15 protein-coding genes and 1 pseudogene are annotated in these 15510 nt (G+C 36.3%); 11 read left to right on the forward strand and 5 right to left on the reverse strand.

Annotated elements, in window-relative coordinates; translation table 11 throughout:
- Positions 1-1024 (reverse strand): annotated as a pseudogene (locus A3GS_RS11440) (IS110 family RNA-guided transposase); the annotation flags it as partial.
- A 362-nt stretch (positions 1025-1386) separates the two neighbouring features.
- On the opposite strand from A3GS_RS11440, the gene A3GS_RS0103515 reads away from it, so the two are divergent.
- The 5 genes from A3GS_RS0103515 to A3GS_RS12960 all read left to right on the forward strand — a co-directional run bounded on the left by A3GS_RS0103515 (position 1387) and on the right by A3GS_RS12960 (position 5527).
- Positions 1387-2406, forward strand: coding sequence for a hypothetical protein (locus A3GS_RS0103515; protein WP_018364040.1), 1020 nt, complete (start codon positions 1387-1389; stop codon positions 2404-2406).
- Entirely contained in the window at positions 2387-3583 is a 1197-nt protein-coding gene (locus tag A3GS_RS0103520; protein WP_026216255.1) for an MFS transporter, read from the forward strand. Before A3GS_RS0103515 ends, A3GS_RS0103520 begins: the two co-directional genes overlap by 20 nt.
- Before the next feature lie 39 nt (positions 3584-3622).
- Positions 3623-4486: a helix-turn-helix domain-containing protein gene (locus A3GS_RS0103525; RefSeq protein ID WP_018364042.1), complete on the forward strand. Its 864-nt coding sequence runs from the start codon at positions 3623-3625 to the stop codon at positions 4484-4486.
- Between the two features lie 374 nt (positions 4487-4860).
- Positions 4861-5205 carry an SMODS domain-containing nucleotidyltransferase gene (locus tag A3GS_RS12955; protein WP_205617699.1) on the forward strand — a complete coding sequence of 115 codons (345 nt, stop codon included), beginning with the start codon at positions 4861-4863 and terminating at the stop codon, positions 5203-5205.
- A complete protein-coding gene (locus A3GS_RS12960) occupies positions 5183-5527 on the forward strand; it encodes a hypothetical protein (protein ID WP_051069773.1) in 345 nt (114 codons plus the stop codon). Before A3GS_RS12955 ends, A3GS_RS12960 begins: the two co-directional genes overlap by 23 nt.
- Positions 5528-5714: 187 nt before the next feature.
- Here A3GS_RS12960 and lysS read toward each other — a convergent pair whose 3' ends face one another.
- Positions 5715-7205, reverse strand: coding sequence for a lysine--tRNA ligase (gene lysS / locus A3GS_RS0103535; RefSeq protein ID WP_026216256.1), 1491 nt, complete (start codon positions 7203-7205; stop codon positions 5715-5717).
- Positions 7206-7438: 233 nt separating this feature from the next.
- On the opposite strand from lysS, the gene A3GS_RS0103540 reads away from it, so the two are divergent.
- Together A3GS_RS0103540 and A3GS_RS0103545 are read left to right on the forward strand one after the other, a co-directional pair.
- The gene (locus A3GS_RS0103540; protein WP_018364044.1) at positions 7439-8089 is read left to right on the forward strand and encodes a nitroreductase family protein; all 651 of its coding nucleotides are present in this window, start codon (positions 7439-7441) and stop codon (positions 8087-8089) included.
- A gap of 387 nt (positions 8090-8476) precedes the next feature.
- A complete protein-coding gene (locus tag A3GS_RS0103545) occupies positions 8477-9379 on the forward strand; it encodes an HAD family hydrolase (protein WP_018364045.1) in 903 nt (300 codons plus the stop codon).
- Between the two features lie 29 nt (positions 9380-9408).
- Here A3GS_RS0103545 and A3GS_RS0103550 read toward each other — a convergent pair whose 3' ends face one another.
- From A3GS_RS0103550 to A3GS_RS0103560, 3 genes are all read right to left on the reverse strand, one after another.
- Positions 9409-10065: a histidine phosphatase family protein gene (locus tag A3GS_RS0103550; RefSeq protein WP_018364046.1), complete on the reverse strand. Its 657-nt coding sequence runs from the start codon at positions 10063-10065 to the stop codon at positions 9409-9411.
- Between the two features lie 18 nt (positions 10066-10083).
- Positions 10084-10563 (reverse strand): aminoacyl-tRNA deacylase, encoded by a 480-nt coding sequence (locus tag A3GS_RS0103555; RefSeq protein WP_018364047.1) that lies wholly within the window; start codon positions 10561-10563, stop codon positions 10084-10086.
- Positions 10564-10662: 99 nt separating this feature from the next.
- A complete protein-coding gene (locus tag A3GS_RS0103560; protein ID WP_018364048.1) occupies positions 10663-11508 on the reverse strand; it encodes a glycoside hydrolase family 25 protein in 846 nt (281 codons plus the stop codon).
- A gap of 316 nt (positions 11509-11824) precedes the next feature.
- Between A3GS_RS0103560 and A3GS_RS0103565 the strand changes: the two genes are divergently transcribed.
- The 4 genes from A3GS_RS0103565 (at position 11825) to A3GS_RS0103580 (ending at position 15195) form a co-directional block, all read left to right on the forward strand.
- Positions 11825-12937: a vitamin B12 independent methionine synthase gene (locus A3GS_RS0103565; RefSeq protein ID WP_018364049.1), complete on the forward strand. Its 1113-nt coding sequence runs from the start codon at positions 11825-11827 to the stop codon at positions 12935-12937.
- A 156-nt stretch (positions 12938-13093) separates the two neighbouring features.
- Positions 13094-14224 (forward strand): 5-methyltetrahydropteroyltriglutamate--homocysteine S-methyltransferase, encoded by a 1131-nt coding sequence (locus A3GS_RS0103570; RefSeq protein WP_018364050.1) that lies wholly within the window; start codon positions 13094-13096, stop codon positions 14222-14224.
- Between the two features lie 69 nt (positions 14225-14293).
- Complete coding sequence (locus tag A3GS_RS0103575) at positions 14294-14812, forward strand: ECF transporter S component (protein ID WP_026216257.1); 519 nt, start codon at positions 14294-14296, stop codon at positions 14810-14812.
- Positions 14809-15195 (forward strand): DUF4430 domain-containing protein, encoded by a 387-nt coding sequence (locus tag A3GS_RS0103580; RefSeq protein ID WP_018364052.1) that lies wholly within the window; start codon positions 14809-14811, stop codon positions 15193-15195. Before A3GS_RS0103575 ends, A3GS_RS0103580 begins: the two co-directional genes overlap by 4 nt.
- Positions 15196-15510: the final 315 nt, after the last annotated feature.

The following is a 15510-nucleotide window of genomic DNA, read 5'->3' on the forward strand; positions in this document are numbered from 1 at the left end:
TGACAAGTTCCGTATTTTGAGAGTTAGTGTTCCCAGATTGATTCTGTTTCCAATTCAATCCTGCCTATTTAGCGACTTGAGGATGGTCTTTAAAGCGCTCAATCTGTCCAATTTCAGCGATAATTCCTGCAGCGTAAACTTTACCAACACCAGGCACAGAAGTTAAACACTGGTATTCAGGNATGACTTCNACCATNTNTTCAATAGCTTTATCAATATCCTTAATCATTTGTTCCAGATTTCGGATTTCTCGAGCTAATAGCCCGAGAACAACATTGACGGAATCTTGTTGGAGCTTAGGCAGACGATAAGAGCCATTGACAGCTGATTGAATAGCTTTAGCTAATTTTTCAGGCGCTTTGAATCGTCCTCTCCCCAATTTTTGGATAAAGTCCGCTAGGTCATTGAGAGGAACGGTCGCTAACTCGTCGAGGGTATAGTCTTCTGTCATTAAGGAAATAATGGTGCTAGACCAGAGAGAAGTTGTGAGGCTCTCATTCTTGATTTCAGTAGATAAGGTATTGCACTTGTAGTAGATGTTCTCAATAAAGTGCTGCTTGGTCTTGGTCAACTGCTCAATGAGTTGAAGCCTGGTTCTGGTCAAGTGTTGGAGAGCCATGTATTTCTCTTCCTTGAGAAAAGCAGGTGAGAATCGCTCAATACGGAAATAATCGGCAATATAGAAGGCATCAAGGGTATCATTCTTGCTTTCTTCAAAGGCTTCCCGGTATTTCTTGATTTTGTTGGGTTGTTCGACCATGACCTCAACCTTTAGAGCTTTCAAGTCGCTGTCTTCATGAAAGAACATGGCAGGGTGAAAGCTATAAAGACTGGTGGCTTCCATTCCAATGACGATGCGTTCAAATGAATAGGTGTCATTTAATTCAAGAATCTGATTTTTGATTTCTTGAGCACCTGTTAGGTCATTGGGAAGAGAAGCTGTAAAGGGAGTTGTTGAATCACTAAGCATGATACAGCCATCTAGTTTGGTAGAGCTAACGTCTAAACCGACAAAACATTTCATTTGGAAGGTCTCCTTTCAATTGGATTTGGAAGTTTTCTTGACTACTGTAAGGTTCCCCAGAAACACGTTGGACCAACAGCCTCGCTTAATAGAATTATTATCATAGAACTGACTTGCCGCCTGCACGCCACTAAGTGCAGAAGTCGTTTTATGGAAACAGCTAGTGTGTTGGAAGTAGGGACAACGCTTGGGTAACAGACTATTTAATGAAGTCTAAGCAACAAGGAGAAAAAGAAACAACCATGAGTCCATTCCATGACTCTATTGTTCTGGAAAACCTTGCAATAGTCAAGTTAACGTAAGAACAATTATTAAAAATTTTGGATTGAAAAATCCCCATAAACTTATTTTACGAGGAGAAAATGATAGTGATAAATGAGATACTCATTCAGTTACCTAAAAAAAATAATCATATATGGTTACTGCATCTTTGGGAGCATTGTGTAGTACGTAATTTTGAAAAAAAATTAATTCAACATGATTTAGATGGTCAGGGTATTATAATTAATGGTGCTACTTTTTTGGATTCTACCAGTATAGAGATTTTTTATTCTATAAGTAGTTTAAGGGAAGTTATCTTATCAATTGTTCAAATGGTTATAAAAGATATTCCGAGAGAAATAATTGAACACGAAATTTCGATTATTTCTGATGAGATAAGTTATGTAGATATCAATGATGAAGAGAAAGCTGTTTATGATGGTTTAAAAATTACTGAAAATGATAATATTTTAAATCTTTATAAAAATATTAATTTATCTGTTGAAGAAGTGATTCCAAAATTTTCACAATTGGTAGAAGACGTAAAAATAGCTGACTTCTCAGATAATAGATTAACACTTACAACTGAATCAAATATTGTTTTGATTAGTAAGAAGTATCCTAATTTTGCACTATCTCAAAGTTCTATTTTTTTAACATTTGATCTCAAGTTAAAAATAACTAATCTGCGTGAATACTTAATTGGTTACTTTTTAGCATTTATGTTAGGTATGACGGAAGATAGTATTATACATAAAGAGTATTTATTGAAGAATAGTAAATATTTAGGCTACACACAGTATTTAATGTATAATAATGATGCACATATTTTAGGACTATTAGATGTAAAAAATGTTAATAATGTGGAGATTGGTGACATTTTTAAAGAAAATACATTTAAGAAAATAACTGGCAAAGAATTTCAAAGACAATTGAATGGATTTAAAACTTATGTTGGATTGTATGTTTCTAAATATGATTTTTGTAAAGATATTTTAAAATGTTGTTCAAATGAAACACAGATTTTATTTGATGATTTTTTGTCACTTATTGATACTATAACTGTTAATGATATTCAATCTCTTTATGAGAGGGTAATTTATGATATTAAAGAAGTATAGAGATTTTTGTCGATTATTTTTGGGTCGTCTTATCAGCAATTGTGGAGATTCAATTTACACGATTGTATTATCATGGTATGTGTTAGAAACAACTAATAGTGCTTGGTATGTCGGGCTATTAAACTTTTTAATCTTTATTCCAAATACCTTCTCTTTTATTTTTGGTAAGAAGATTGATTCTCTACCTAAAAAAAATTTACTGATTTTTCTAGAATGGGCTCAATTGTTAGCTGTTCTAGGGATTATTTTGGGAATTACTTTAAGAAGTATTAATGCTAATGTTGGTTTAGCCGTTATCTTTATCGCTGTTTTTTTAGCTTCGATAGCTGGGCTTAATACTTATACTGTCCAAGATGCTTTAGTTCCTAAAATTATTTCCACTAAAGATTTAGCAAAAGCAGAAATGTATATGTCTGTAGCTTACAATGGTACAGAATATGTATTTACTGCTATCAGTGGTTTTTTACTTTCTGTTTTAAGTTATATTCCGCTGCTATTGGTTGATGTCTTCACGTTTTTAAGTTCGATTTTGCTATTTCGAAAAATAAGCTTTAAAGAAAAAATCGAAAATGAAAATGAACAGACAGACTTTTTAAGTGGTTTACGTTTTATCTGGCAAAATAAAGTCGTATTCTCTATTACATTAGGTGGTGCTATTTCCAATTTTCTTTTTGGAGGTTTTAACGTTTATCAATTATTAGTTGCAAAAGATGTTGGAAATTCAACATTTTATGGTCTTTTGGTTTCTGCTTGTGCTGTTGGAACCTTATTAGGGACAACAGTTGCTGCTAATTTTGCATTAAAAAAGCTTAATTTAGGTAAAGCTTTTTGGCTTGCTACTGCTATTTTTGGTATTGGGATTGGTTTCTCGGCAATGGTACATAGTTGTTTTGTGCTATTATTGATCTGGTTTGTCTCTTGTATGTTTTTGGGTATCACACACGTTGCTCAAAAGCCTATTTTACAAACTGAAATTCCAAATGAAAAACTTGGAGAAGTTTTCAGTGCTTTTTATACGGTGACAATTCCAACTCTTGCGATTGGTTCATTAGTTTTTGGTTACATTGCTAAGTTTTTATCATGGCGTTTATTTCTTATAGTATTTACAATTTTCTTCCTTTTAGTAAGTTTCCTTTATTTTTCAAATAAAAAATTAAGGCAGTATGACGTTTCCTAAACTTGTATTTCTTGTTATAATAGTGATAATGGAGGGGAAATGATAACTGATATTGCGACATTAATAAAAACAAAGCGTAAAGAAAAAGGAATAACTCAAAAAGAATTAGCTGATGGCATTTGCGTTCAAGCGGTTATTAGTAAAATCGAAAAGGGAGAAACGACTCCTTCGGTAGATATTTTCTTTAAAATAGTCAAAAAGTTAGAAATTGATATGTCGATTGTTTCTAAGATTTTTAAATTGAATAATACACCTCATCAAAATTTAGTATATTCTGATAAAGTGAAGCAGCTACTTTATATGAGAGATTATGAAAATTTAGCTTATGTTTTAAAAACATTAAATAAACTAGATATGACACCGGAAGAGATTTTGTATTATGAGTGGTTGATTTCAGTTACTAATTATATGACAAGACAATCTACTTTCTTAGAAACTATTCAAGAATTGAAGGAAATTTTGTCTGAGTCTAAGGATAATTATTTTCAACTGTATTTAAAGGTTGTATCGGCCATTGCAAGTATTTACAGTGATAATCATGATGATGATTTAGCTTTGCAATATTTTGAGTCAATTATTGATGATTATCAAGCGAGTGAAGATTTTCAAGATCAAGTTACTTTTTTGTACAGTATTTCTCGTGCTTATTTCATAAAAGAAGATTTAAACAAGTCTTTAATGTATATTTCAAAAGCTATAGACGAGATTTTGGAAGAAAAATCTATTTATTTATTGGGTGACTCTTTGTTAATGAAGGCATATATTTTAAATGAAGCTAAATTGTATGACGAGTCTAAAAAATACTGTCGTAATGCAATCACAATTTTTGAATTAGAAAATAAAGAATTACTCAAAAATATGGCACAAAAGTTATTAATAGATATAGAGGAGAAGAAGATATGAAAGTGTTAAGTATTATGATGACTCTACTTGTCGTTGTTCCACCAATTATTTTTTAATTAATTGTAAACGAAGTAGTTTTTACATTATTTGCTATTATTTTTAATTAAAAGCATTGATTATTTAGTATAATACGAAGCAACCTATTTGTGAAGGTTGCTTTTTAGATTACTTTTTATGAATAATTACCAAAATTATTTTTACAATACGAACTCATTACAAAGTTGTTAAGAGCCATTCTAAAAATAGACAACGTTTTCTAATTTTTATACAATTTAAATAATTGAAAGCTAGTCTGTGATAGAATTGGAGATGTTAATTTTGAATGGAAATTATTTTAAAATTGCTAGAATAGCTAAACAAGATATAGCTCTTATGTGAGGTCTTATGGGCGCGGAACTGCAATAAATACTAGTGATATTGATATCTTAGTTAGTCTTCCTTCACATTTATTTGATAGTTATAATAATCTTTCTGGAAATGTACAATCTAGATTGTTACAGGCAGTTCGTAGTGCAATCAAGCAATCTTATCCTACAAGTGATATTAGAGCAGATGGACAAATTGTAAAAATTAACTTTTGTGATGGAATTTTGTTTGAAATTTTACCAGCTTTTCAAAATATTGATGGAACTTATATTTATCCAGATTCTAATTTAGGTGGTAATTGGTTGTCAACAAATCCTAAGGCAGAGCAAGATGAAATGCGCAAAAAAAAATAAATCATCAAATGGTTTACTTGTTGCAACTTGTCAGCACCTTAGGGATATTAGAGATAATAATTTTAAAAGCTATCATCTGTCTGATATAGTTATTGATAGCTTTGTTTATGAAGTGATAGGTAATTGGAGATTTGCTTCAACAAGCAAGGGTTCTAGTAATGAAGGGACTTATGAGAAAAATCTATTAGAACATTTTAATAAAAAAGCTCTTTGGTGGAGATTAGATTTTGAATCTTTAAAAGCTCCTGGTAGTGGAGATGATATTGATACGGAAAAGAGTATTGAATGTTTAGAAAAGGTTCTTAAATACATAGCAGAATAAAAGTTTAAAGAATTTCCTAAATTATATCAATTTCAAAAAGTATAATATAGATAAAACCGAACATCTTATCTAGAAAATTATTCTAGTTATAAGATAGTTCGGCTTTTTTTATTTTTGTCGTAAATTGGTCGTAAGTTTTGTTCTTTATAAACTAAAAACGTTGATTTATCAACGTTTTTAATCTAATTTATTTCATTGTAGGGAACAAAAGTACATCGCGGATTGTTGTTGTATCTGTCAAGAGCATAACAAGGCGGTCAATACCGATTCCAAGTCCACCTGTCGGTGGCATACCATACTCAAGGGCTTCAACATAGTCGTAGTCAATGCCTGTTGCCTCATCATCACCGAGTTCCTTGGCAGCGGCTTGGGCTTCAAATCGTGATAATTGATCGATTGGATCGTTCAATTCAGTGAAGGCATTGCCGTACTCTTTCGTCATAATGAAGAGCTCGAAACGGTCTGTGAAACGTGGATCATCAGCATTTTTCTTAGCCAGCGGGGAAACTTCAACTGGATGTCCGTAAACAAAGGTCGGTTGAATGAGGGTTTCTTCAACAAACTCTTCAAAAAAGGCATTGATGATGTGGCCAACAGTGTTGAAGTGTTTTTCAAGCGGAACATTTTTTTCTTTGGCAATAGCTTGCGCGTCTTCAACAGTCATCTCTTGCCAGAAATCAATTCCTGTTACTTCCTTGATGGCATCTACCATGTGAACACGTTTGAATGGCTCGTTGATTTTAATTTCAGTACCTTGGTAAACAACAGGTGCATCACCTTTGACAGCGCGAGCTGCATGTTGGATAATGCCTTCGGTTAAATCCATGATATCTTGGAAGTCAGCATAGGCTTGATACACTTCGATGGAAGTGAATTCAGGGTTATGAGTTGCATCCATACCTTCATTACGGAAAATACGGCCAATTTCGTAAACACGTTCCATACCACCAATGATGAGGCGTTTAAGGTGAAGTTCCGTTGCGATACGAAGCACCATATCCATATCTTGAGCATTGTGATGAGTAACAAATGGGCGAGCAGCAGCGCCACCAGCTTCATTGTGAAGAACAGGTGTTTCCACCTCTAAGAAACCAAGGCCATCAAGATAACGACGAATTTCAGAAATGATTTGTGAACGTGTGACGAAACGTTCGAAGCTTTCACGATTTGAAATCAAGTCCAAGTAGCGTTTACGGTAGATCGTTTCAACGTCTGTCAATCCGTGAAATTTTTCAGGCAGTGGACGAAGCGCTTTTGACAAGTGAGTAATATGAGTGGCCTTGATAGAAAGTTCACCCATATCTGTGCGCATCACTTCGCCCTCAATACCAAGGAAGTCACCAAGGTCGGCTTTTTTGAAAATTTGGTAGTTTTCATCGCCAACGGCGTCCTTACGGACATAAATTTGGATCTGACCGTCGCGGTCTTGAATGTGAGCAAATCCAACTTTCCCTTTACCACGTTTAGTCATAAGGCGTCCAGCGATAGTAGCTGTCTTGTTAATCTCATGCAGTTCTTCTTTTGTCTTGTCTGCGTATTTTTCTTTTAGTTGACCAGAAGTGGCAGTACGCTCAAAACGTTTTCCGAAAGGATCGATTCCTTGCTCAGCCAAAGCCGTCATTTTTTCACGACGGACAATCTGTTGGTCGTTTAATTCTTCGATGTGTTCGTTAGACATAGTTTCCTCCAATAAGTTTTCCTTCCTATTTTATCATAAAATCAAGTGTTTAGGGCGAAAACGACCTAGGAATTTTCATATTTTTATTCAAACAAATTACTATTCTTACAATATTTGATGAATAATTTTAGAGATAAAATGTTTAACATTGATAATTGAGGACTTGAGTGCTAAAATAATTTGTGTAAACGTTGTCAAAAAGAAAAATTTATTTTAGAAAAGAGGAGCAAATCATGTCACATTTTAACAATAATAATTTTGAAGATGTTTTACTTAATCGTCACTCGGTTCGCTGGTTTGATACAGATGTCAAAATTAGTCGAGAAGAAATGAAAGAAATGATCTCAGAGGCTATAACTTCTCCATCTGCCTGCAATTTGCAACCGTGGCGTTTTGTGATTATTGATACGCCTGAAGGAAAGGAAAAATTGCGTTCTTTTTTCATGAAATTTAATACGCCTCAGTTGGAGACCGCGTCAGCTATTGTTTTTGTCTTTGGAGATACTCAGGCGTATAAATCATACCGCGATTTATGGAATAAGGCTTGTGAAGATGGCCGTATTACTCCAGAAAAAAGAGATGAGGTCCTGCGCACCTTCTTGCCGCTTTATGAAGCGGCTTCTTATGACGGTCTGGTGCATGATGCCAAGACAAATAGCTCTCTTGCCGCTATGCAATTTATGTTGGTAGCTCGTGGCCATGGTTATGAAACTAATGCTATCCAAGGTTATAATGCAAAAGTTGCTGCAGAAACCTTGGGTCTTGATCCAAAACGATTTGTGCCTAATATGGCTATCGCAATCGGTAAACCCGATTTGAATCATGTGACAAATGAAGTCAAGTCTGAACGTTATTTTGTTGACGAAGTCAGTCAATTTTTATAAAAATATAACAAGGCTGGGTGTTTTCGCTCAGCTTATTTTATGCTAAATCAAAAGATACAGTAAAATAGTATAATATAATTTAAGAAGATAAGGTGAAGGAGAAATAATGTGACTGACTGGTAGTAGTAGAATCGATTAGATGAGTAATCATCTGTTGATAAGCAGTCTATCAAGTGTTGAATTATTGTGAATAACCATATACACAGCATTCATCATTATTTTTTTACGAGAAGTCAGTCTTTACTCGCTAATAACAAATGGCCTTTGTATCAAAGAAATAGAAGAAAATGTTATAAAGGAAAACTTTGGAACACTGATGTTCAATTGATAAAAAAGGGAAAAGATAGTATAATAGCATGGTTAAATGGATAAATTGAAAGGTTAATCATGATTACTTCTATTGTTTTTGACGTTGACGATACGATTTATGATCAGCAGGCGCCCTATCGTATTGCAGTTGAGAAATGTTTCCCTGATTTTGATATGACCAAGATCAATCAAGCTTATATTCGCTTCCGTCATTATTCTGACACTGGTTTTCCACGTGTCATGGCTGGAGAATGGACAACAGAATATTTCCGTTTTTGGCGTTGTAAGGAAACCTTGTTAGAGTTTGGTTACCGTGAAATAGACGAAGCAACTGGTGTTTACTTTCAAGAAGTTTATGAGCATGAGCTTGAAAATATTACCATGCTAGAAGAAATGCGCATGACCTTAGATTTCCTCAAAGAAAAAAATGTGCCTATGGGAATTATCACCAATGGACCGACCGAGCACCAGCTTAAAAAAGTTAAAAAGCTTGGCTTGTACGATTATATTGAGCCCAAGCGTATTCTTGTCAGTCAGGCAACGGGTTTTCAAAAGCCTGAGAAGGAAATCTTCAACTTGGCAGCGGAGCAATTTGACATGAACCCAGCGACAACACTTTATGTTGGTGATTCTTATGATAACGACATCATGGGTGCTTTCAATGGTGGCTGGCATTCCATGTGGTTTAATCACCGAGGCCGTAGTTTGCGAGCTGGAATTAAGCCAGTTTATGATGTGGCGATTGACAACTTTGAGCAGCTCTTCGGCGCAGTCAAGGTGCTCTTTGACCTGCCTGATAATAAGTTCATCTTTGATGTCAATGATAAGGAAAATCCTGTTCTACAAATGGGGATTAACAATGGTCTCATGATGGCAGCAGAGCGTTTATTGGAAAGCAATATGAGTATTGATAAAGTAGTCATCCTCTTAAGGTTAGATAAGCAGCAGGAGAAGATACTTCGTTTGAAATATGCTAGATAAGATAAAGAAAAAGGTAAAACTTTGGAGTTTTACCCTTTTTTTGTTTGAATATGAGTATGAGTGCTTTCTTCTAAATAGGATTTGTCATTCCAAGTCAGGCAAGAAAAGTGTTTGAAATCCTTGGTTTCTAAAATAGTCAGACTGGCATTGTCCAGCCCACCTTTGTGACGTAGGAAGCCAGGTTCAAAACCTAATAAGCTATGAATTGAAGCTGTAAAATTCGCACCATGTCCGATAAGAAGGACATTCTCATAAGAATACTTTTCGAGAGAACGTACAAAGTCACGCACGCGTTTGGTTGTCTGATAAACTGACTCCGCCTCAAACATTGCCGCGTTAAAATTTGCCAGATTGTGACGAAAGGCTGTCATCTGTTTAGGATAGATGGACTTCATGATGTCAATTTTGTTGCCTTCTAACTTGCCTAACTGCCATTCACGAAGAGCGGGGGTCAGAATGATTTCGTGAGGATGCTCATTTTCGGCTACGATAATCTGAGCTGTCTTACGAGCTCTCTTCAAATCACTGGAAAAAACAGCATCAAATGTAACATCCTTCAAATAATGCCCCAGTTTTTTCAGCTCTTCAATGGATTCATCTAGAAGGGGCGAGTCACCCTTGGCACCTTGAAAACGACCTTCCAAGTTCCATTCGGTTTTTCCATGTCTGATAAAATATAATTTCATTTTTTCTCCCGTGATTTATTAATTGTTGTCAATTAAGTCTGCAAAGCTAGCTTGAACGAAATCGGCTAACACTTGACTGTTGATTCTTATTGAGCGACCGACTTCACCAGCTGAAACAATCATCTCACCCTTTTCCAAAGCACGATCGTCAATGAAAATAGGGAAATGGTGCTTCTGACGAATACCCACAGGATTGTTAGCGCCATGAATATAGCCTGTTGTTTTTTGGAGGTCTTTTTGAGGAATCATGCTTACTTTTTTATTTCCTGATACTTTGGCTAGTTTTTTCTCTGAAAGATGCTCAGTGATTTGAACAATACCAATGAGGGGACCTGTCTTGTCACCAGTCAATGCTAACGTTTTAAAAATATCTTCTCTTTGAATGTCTTGGGGAAGCTTGCCTTCCAGGGCGTTGAGGGCTAAACTGTCGTGCTCAATCTTTGCCTTATCTAAAATTTGATCCACCAGGGTCTTTTTTAGTTTGTTTTTCTTTGCCATTTTCCTTCTCTAAATGCCTTTCATTTACCTACTACATTTTATAAAAAAATGCAGAGCTTGACAAGAAAAAGAAGACCAGTAATACACGACTTAGCCTTCTTATTCTTTTATTTTACCGAATAATTTTTGGTAGGTTTTCTTCTTATCCTTGGTTACTGCAATTTGGTTGAGGTCCAAAGGATTATCAAATCCACTTAGGTAGCCTTGTGAGGTGTATTGGTGCAGGTCATAATCCAACTCTGTCTGAGGAGCAGCATCATAATATCCTGAATCAGAGCCGTAGGTTGGAATCCATACTGCATCAAATCCCTTAACAGAAATATTTTGTTCGGTCATGAAATAAGTACCAATATAAATTCCGACATTCTTAGCGCCTAGTTTTTTAAGCTCCTCCCGAAAGGCCTTAACTCCCTTGTTCATGTTGGACATGGTTTTTTCTTCCACATCAATCCAGTAATAAGTAGGCTTGTAAGGTGCTGCATTTTTGTAGAAAGTCCTAGCTTCTGAGCGCATTTCCTTTTCGGTTCGACCGAGAGCGTAGCTGTATACGGCCACAGGAACATCGCGCTTTTGGAATTCTTGAATGTGTGTCTTAAATGATTTATCGATACCGGTCGTATAGGCTGCATTGCTATCTTTGCTGATTTGTGAGCCTCCATAAACACGCACGATAGCACCAGATATATTTTTTGAGAGAGTATCATAGTCAATCTCACTAGGAAGTTGCCAGCCAGACACATCGATAATTGGATTAAGAACAAACTCTTCTTTTTCTTTAGTTGATGCCTTTGTTGTACTTGAGCTACTCACAGAAGGAATGGATTTTTCAGCTTGACTGAGCTGTTCTTTGAGAACATTGTCAGAGTGAGTTTTACCAATTAAAAATAGTATAGCAAGTAAACTGAAGAAAACAAAGACAATAACTGGCTTAATTCTTCTTCTCATTAGTCATATTGTAACCTAAAATTCCTAAAAAATCAAAATTTCACAACTTTTTTAATTGACATTTTGGAAAAATAAACTATTATTTTGATAAATGAAGTTGATTTCGGAAATTTGAGTAGAAATAGGATTGGAAACGCTCAACATTTTTCTATTTATCTTATTTTTAGAAGAGAGCAGAGGCTGTCATCTGTTAAAAGTTTGTGAATTCTCCCGCCTAATATAGTTTAAAACTATATTAGCTTATAAAAAATAGCTAATTTACAAGATGGAAATCCAGTGCTAGAATAAGGCCAAATAAGAGATAAGGGGAAAACTCATGACAAAACCACATTTTCATTTTGACCACGTAGGTTCCTACCTCCGTCCGCAAGAATTAAAGACAGCGCGCGAAAACTTCGCTGCCGGCAAGATTTCACGGGAAGAATTGCAAGCTGTACAAGACAAGCTAGTCAAGGAATTAGTTGACCATGAAGTTGAGAACGGTCTTCAAGTTGTTTCTGACGGTGAATTTGGCCGTTCTTGGTGGCATTTGGACTTTCTATGGCAGTTGATTGGGCTTGAAAGCTACTTGCAAGAAGATTCTTACAAGTTCCATGGCGCCAAAACACGAACAACTAATGTTCGCATTGTTGGCAAATTGGCTGAAAATCCTAATCATTCTTTCTATCGTGATTTCACTTATTTGAAATCCATTACACCAGAAGGAGTGACGCCTAAGGTGACCATTCCTAGTCCATCTTTGGTTATCAAACGTGACCATCGCAGTGATCTTTATGCTGATTATTATGACAGTTGGACAGATTTCTTGGATGGCTTGGCACAGGCTTATCAAGACACAATCAAGCATTTCTATGACTTGGGAGCACGTTACGTACAATTAGATGACACTACTTGGGCTTATTTAATCCAACAGCTAGAAGACAACAAAAACAATCCTGAGCTTCGTTCAGAATTTGAACAAATTGCTCAAGATGATGTCTATGTGATTAATAAAATTTTGGAAGGCCTACCAGAGGATTTGACTGTGGCAACGCACATCTGCCGCGGTAATTTCCAATCTACTTATCTCTTTGAAGGCGGCTATCATACCGTTGCTAAATATCTGGGACAGCTAAACTATGATATTTTCTTCCTAGAATACGACGATGAGCGTTCGGGAGATTTTGCTCCACTTGCGGACATTTGGAATAATCGCCCAAATGTTGAATTGATTTTAGGTGTTATCACCTCTAAGAAGCCTGAATTAGAAGATGTTGATGCAGTCATTGCTCGTATTCAAGAAGCGGCCCAGTCAGTGCCACTTGAAAATCTTGGTATTTCTACTCAATGTGGCTTTGCATCAACCGAAGAAGGTAATATCTTGACCGAACAAGATGAATGGAACAAGTTACAACTCATCAAATCCATTACCGACAAGGTTTGGGGATAAAAGTAAAAAGCTTGGAATGAACTATTTCCGAGTTTTTTGTAGGTACTTAACTGGTTTCTTAGTTATTTCCTATAGCTAAGTATAGGAAATATATATTTTCCAACTATAAGAAAGTCTGTTACAATGGGTCTATCAAGTTTTAAGAGGTAAAGATATATGACTAAGAAATATTTTGAACACGTTGGCTCATTTTTACGCCCGCAAGAATTGCAAGAGGCGCGTGCAGGTTTTGAAGCTGGTACAGTAACAGCTCAAGAACTGAAATCTGTTGAAGATCAAGCTATCAAAGATTTGGTTGATAAACAAATCGCAGCAGGTCTTGAAAAAGTGACTGATGGTGAATTTCGTCGTGCTTACTGGCATTTGGATTTCTTCTGGGGATTCAATGGTGTGGATCATGTGCAGGCAGCAGAAGGCTACCATTTCCATGATGAAACAACCAAGCCTGATTCAGCTTCTCTTGTTGGAAAAATCACTGGGGAAAATCATCCATTTGTTGAAGCCTACAAGTTTTTGAAGGCCTATGTTGACCAAACAGGAGCGGCTGTTGAAGCTAAATACACCATTCCAGCGCCGGCACAATTCTATTTTGAACTCATTCGTGATGCAGATCACGTCGCAGCTACTAACGCTGTCTATCCAGACTTTGAAGATCTTCGTGCTGACATCAAGGCTGCTTACCTTCAAGTTATTGCTGATCTAGTGGCAGCTGGTCTGAAGACTCTTCAAGTGGACGACTGTACTTGGGGAACCTTGGTTGATGATAATTTTTTGAATGCTTGGGGATCTCTGACTGGTAGAACAGCTGAGCAGGTTCGTTCGGAGCTTGGTGAAGCTTTCTTGACTCTTAACAATGATGTCTATGATAATGTTCCAGAAGGACTTTTAGTCAACACTCATGTTTGCCGAGGTAACTACCATTCAACATGGGCATCATCAGGTGGCTACGACCCAGTAGCTAAAGAACTCTTTGGCAAAGAAAACGTTACCGAGTATTTCTTAGAATTTGACAACGACCGCTCGGGAGGTTTTGAGCCATTGGCAGAAGTGACAGATGGCAAGGTTGCAGTACTTGGCTTGATTACCTCAAAAGAAGCAACCTTGGAAGATAAGGACACTGTCATCGCTCGTATCCACGAAGCTGAAAAGTTCCTACCGCTTGACCAACTGTGGGTATCAACCCAGTGCGGCTTTGCTTCAACTGAAGAAGGTAACATCCTGACTAAAGAAGACCAATGGAAAAAATTGGCCCTTGTTAAGGAAATTATTGATGAAGTTTGGAAATAAGCATTAAAAAGCAGGTGGTTGCCTGCTTTTTCTTATCTTGACAGCCTGTCGGCTTTTGGTTAGACTGAGATTATGAAAAAGACGGTTCTTCCTTTAAAGCAAATCAGTCGTATCGCTATTTTATCCGCTCTTTGTGTGGTTTTGCGCTATGCCTTTGCGGCTCTGCCCAATGTGCAGCCCATCACTGCTATTTTCCTGATTTCTGCCCTTGTTTTCTCTCTTTCTGAAAGCATCTTAATCATGGCAGTGACTATGATGGTCTCTTCTTTTTTGTTAGGCTTTGGTCCATGGGTGTTTTGGCAAATCTTTTCCTTTGCGGTCATCCTTGTAGTATGGAAATCTCTTCTTTATCCGCTGACAAAGGCTCTAAAATTTGCTAGAATAAATGAGATTGTACTACAGTCGCTTTTTGCGGGTTTACTTGGGATTATCTATGGTGTAGTCATTGATTCTTGCTATGCTTTTCTCTACGGTATGCCTTGGTGGACTTATGTCTTAGCAGGCGCTAGCTTCAACCTAGCCCATGCCCTCTCAACATTCCTCTTTTACCCGCTCATTTTACCCATTATGAAGGAGATTTACCTATGAAAAAGTTTCTTAAACTATTGTTTTTAGCCCTTTCTTTGGTGCTTTTGGTGGCCTGTGGCAATAGCAGAGCTGATAAGAGCAAGACGACAGCTTCATCCAGTGCTGGTAGGGTACGCTTGATTGTTAAAGAAGACACCAACACCATTGATGAGAAGGTCAGCTTCAAAAAAGGCGACACTGTGATGGCAGTTCTCAAAGCTAATTACAAAGTCAAGGAAAAAGATGGTTTTATCACAGCTATTGATGGTATCAGTCAAGATAAGGAAAAAGGTCTTTATTGGATGTTTAAGGTTAATGACAAAGTGGCCCCTAAAGCTGCTGACCAGATTAAAGTGAAGAAGAACGATAAGATTGAATTCTATCAAGAAGTCTACAAGAACTAAATCATAGTCAAAAAAGGAAGTTTGTCCAGAATAGTGACAAGCTTCCTTTTATACTATACACCGACAAAAATAAGCTAGAAAACTGAGTCTCTAACCCGCTGGTGGAAACAGGAAACTTTTTCTGTCCATCTCTTTTCTTTAGAAAGTCTTTTTTATGCAGACTTGTATGCGTATCCTTATTAAAAAACTTATTAGTAAGCTCCATTTACTGATAAGTTTTAACTTTTATAGTCTTATTTAATCAAATCAATCAATCAATAGTTTGATATGATTTTCAGAGGCATTGAGGGATGGGATATAGCGGGAGGATTTTTT

The organism is Streptococcus caballi DSM 19004, from assembly GCF_000379985.1.
GTDB lineage: Bacteria > Bacillota > Bacilli > Lactobacillales > Streptococcaceae > Streptococcus > Streptococcus caballi.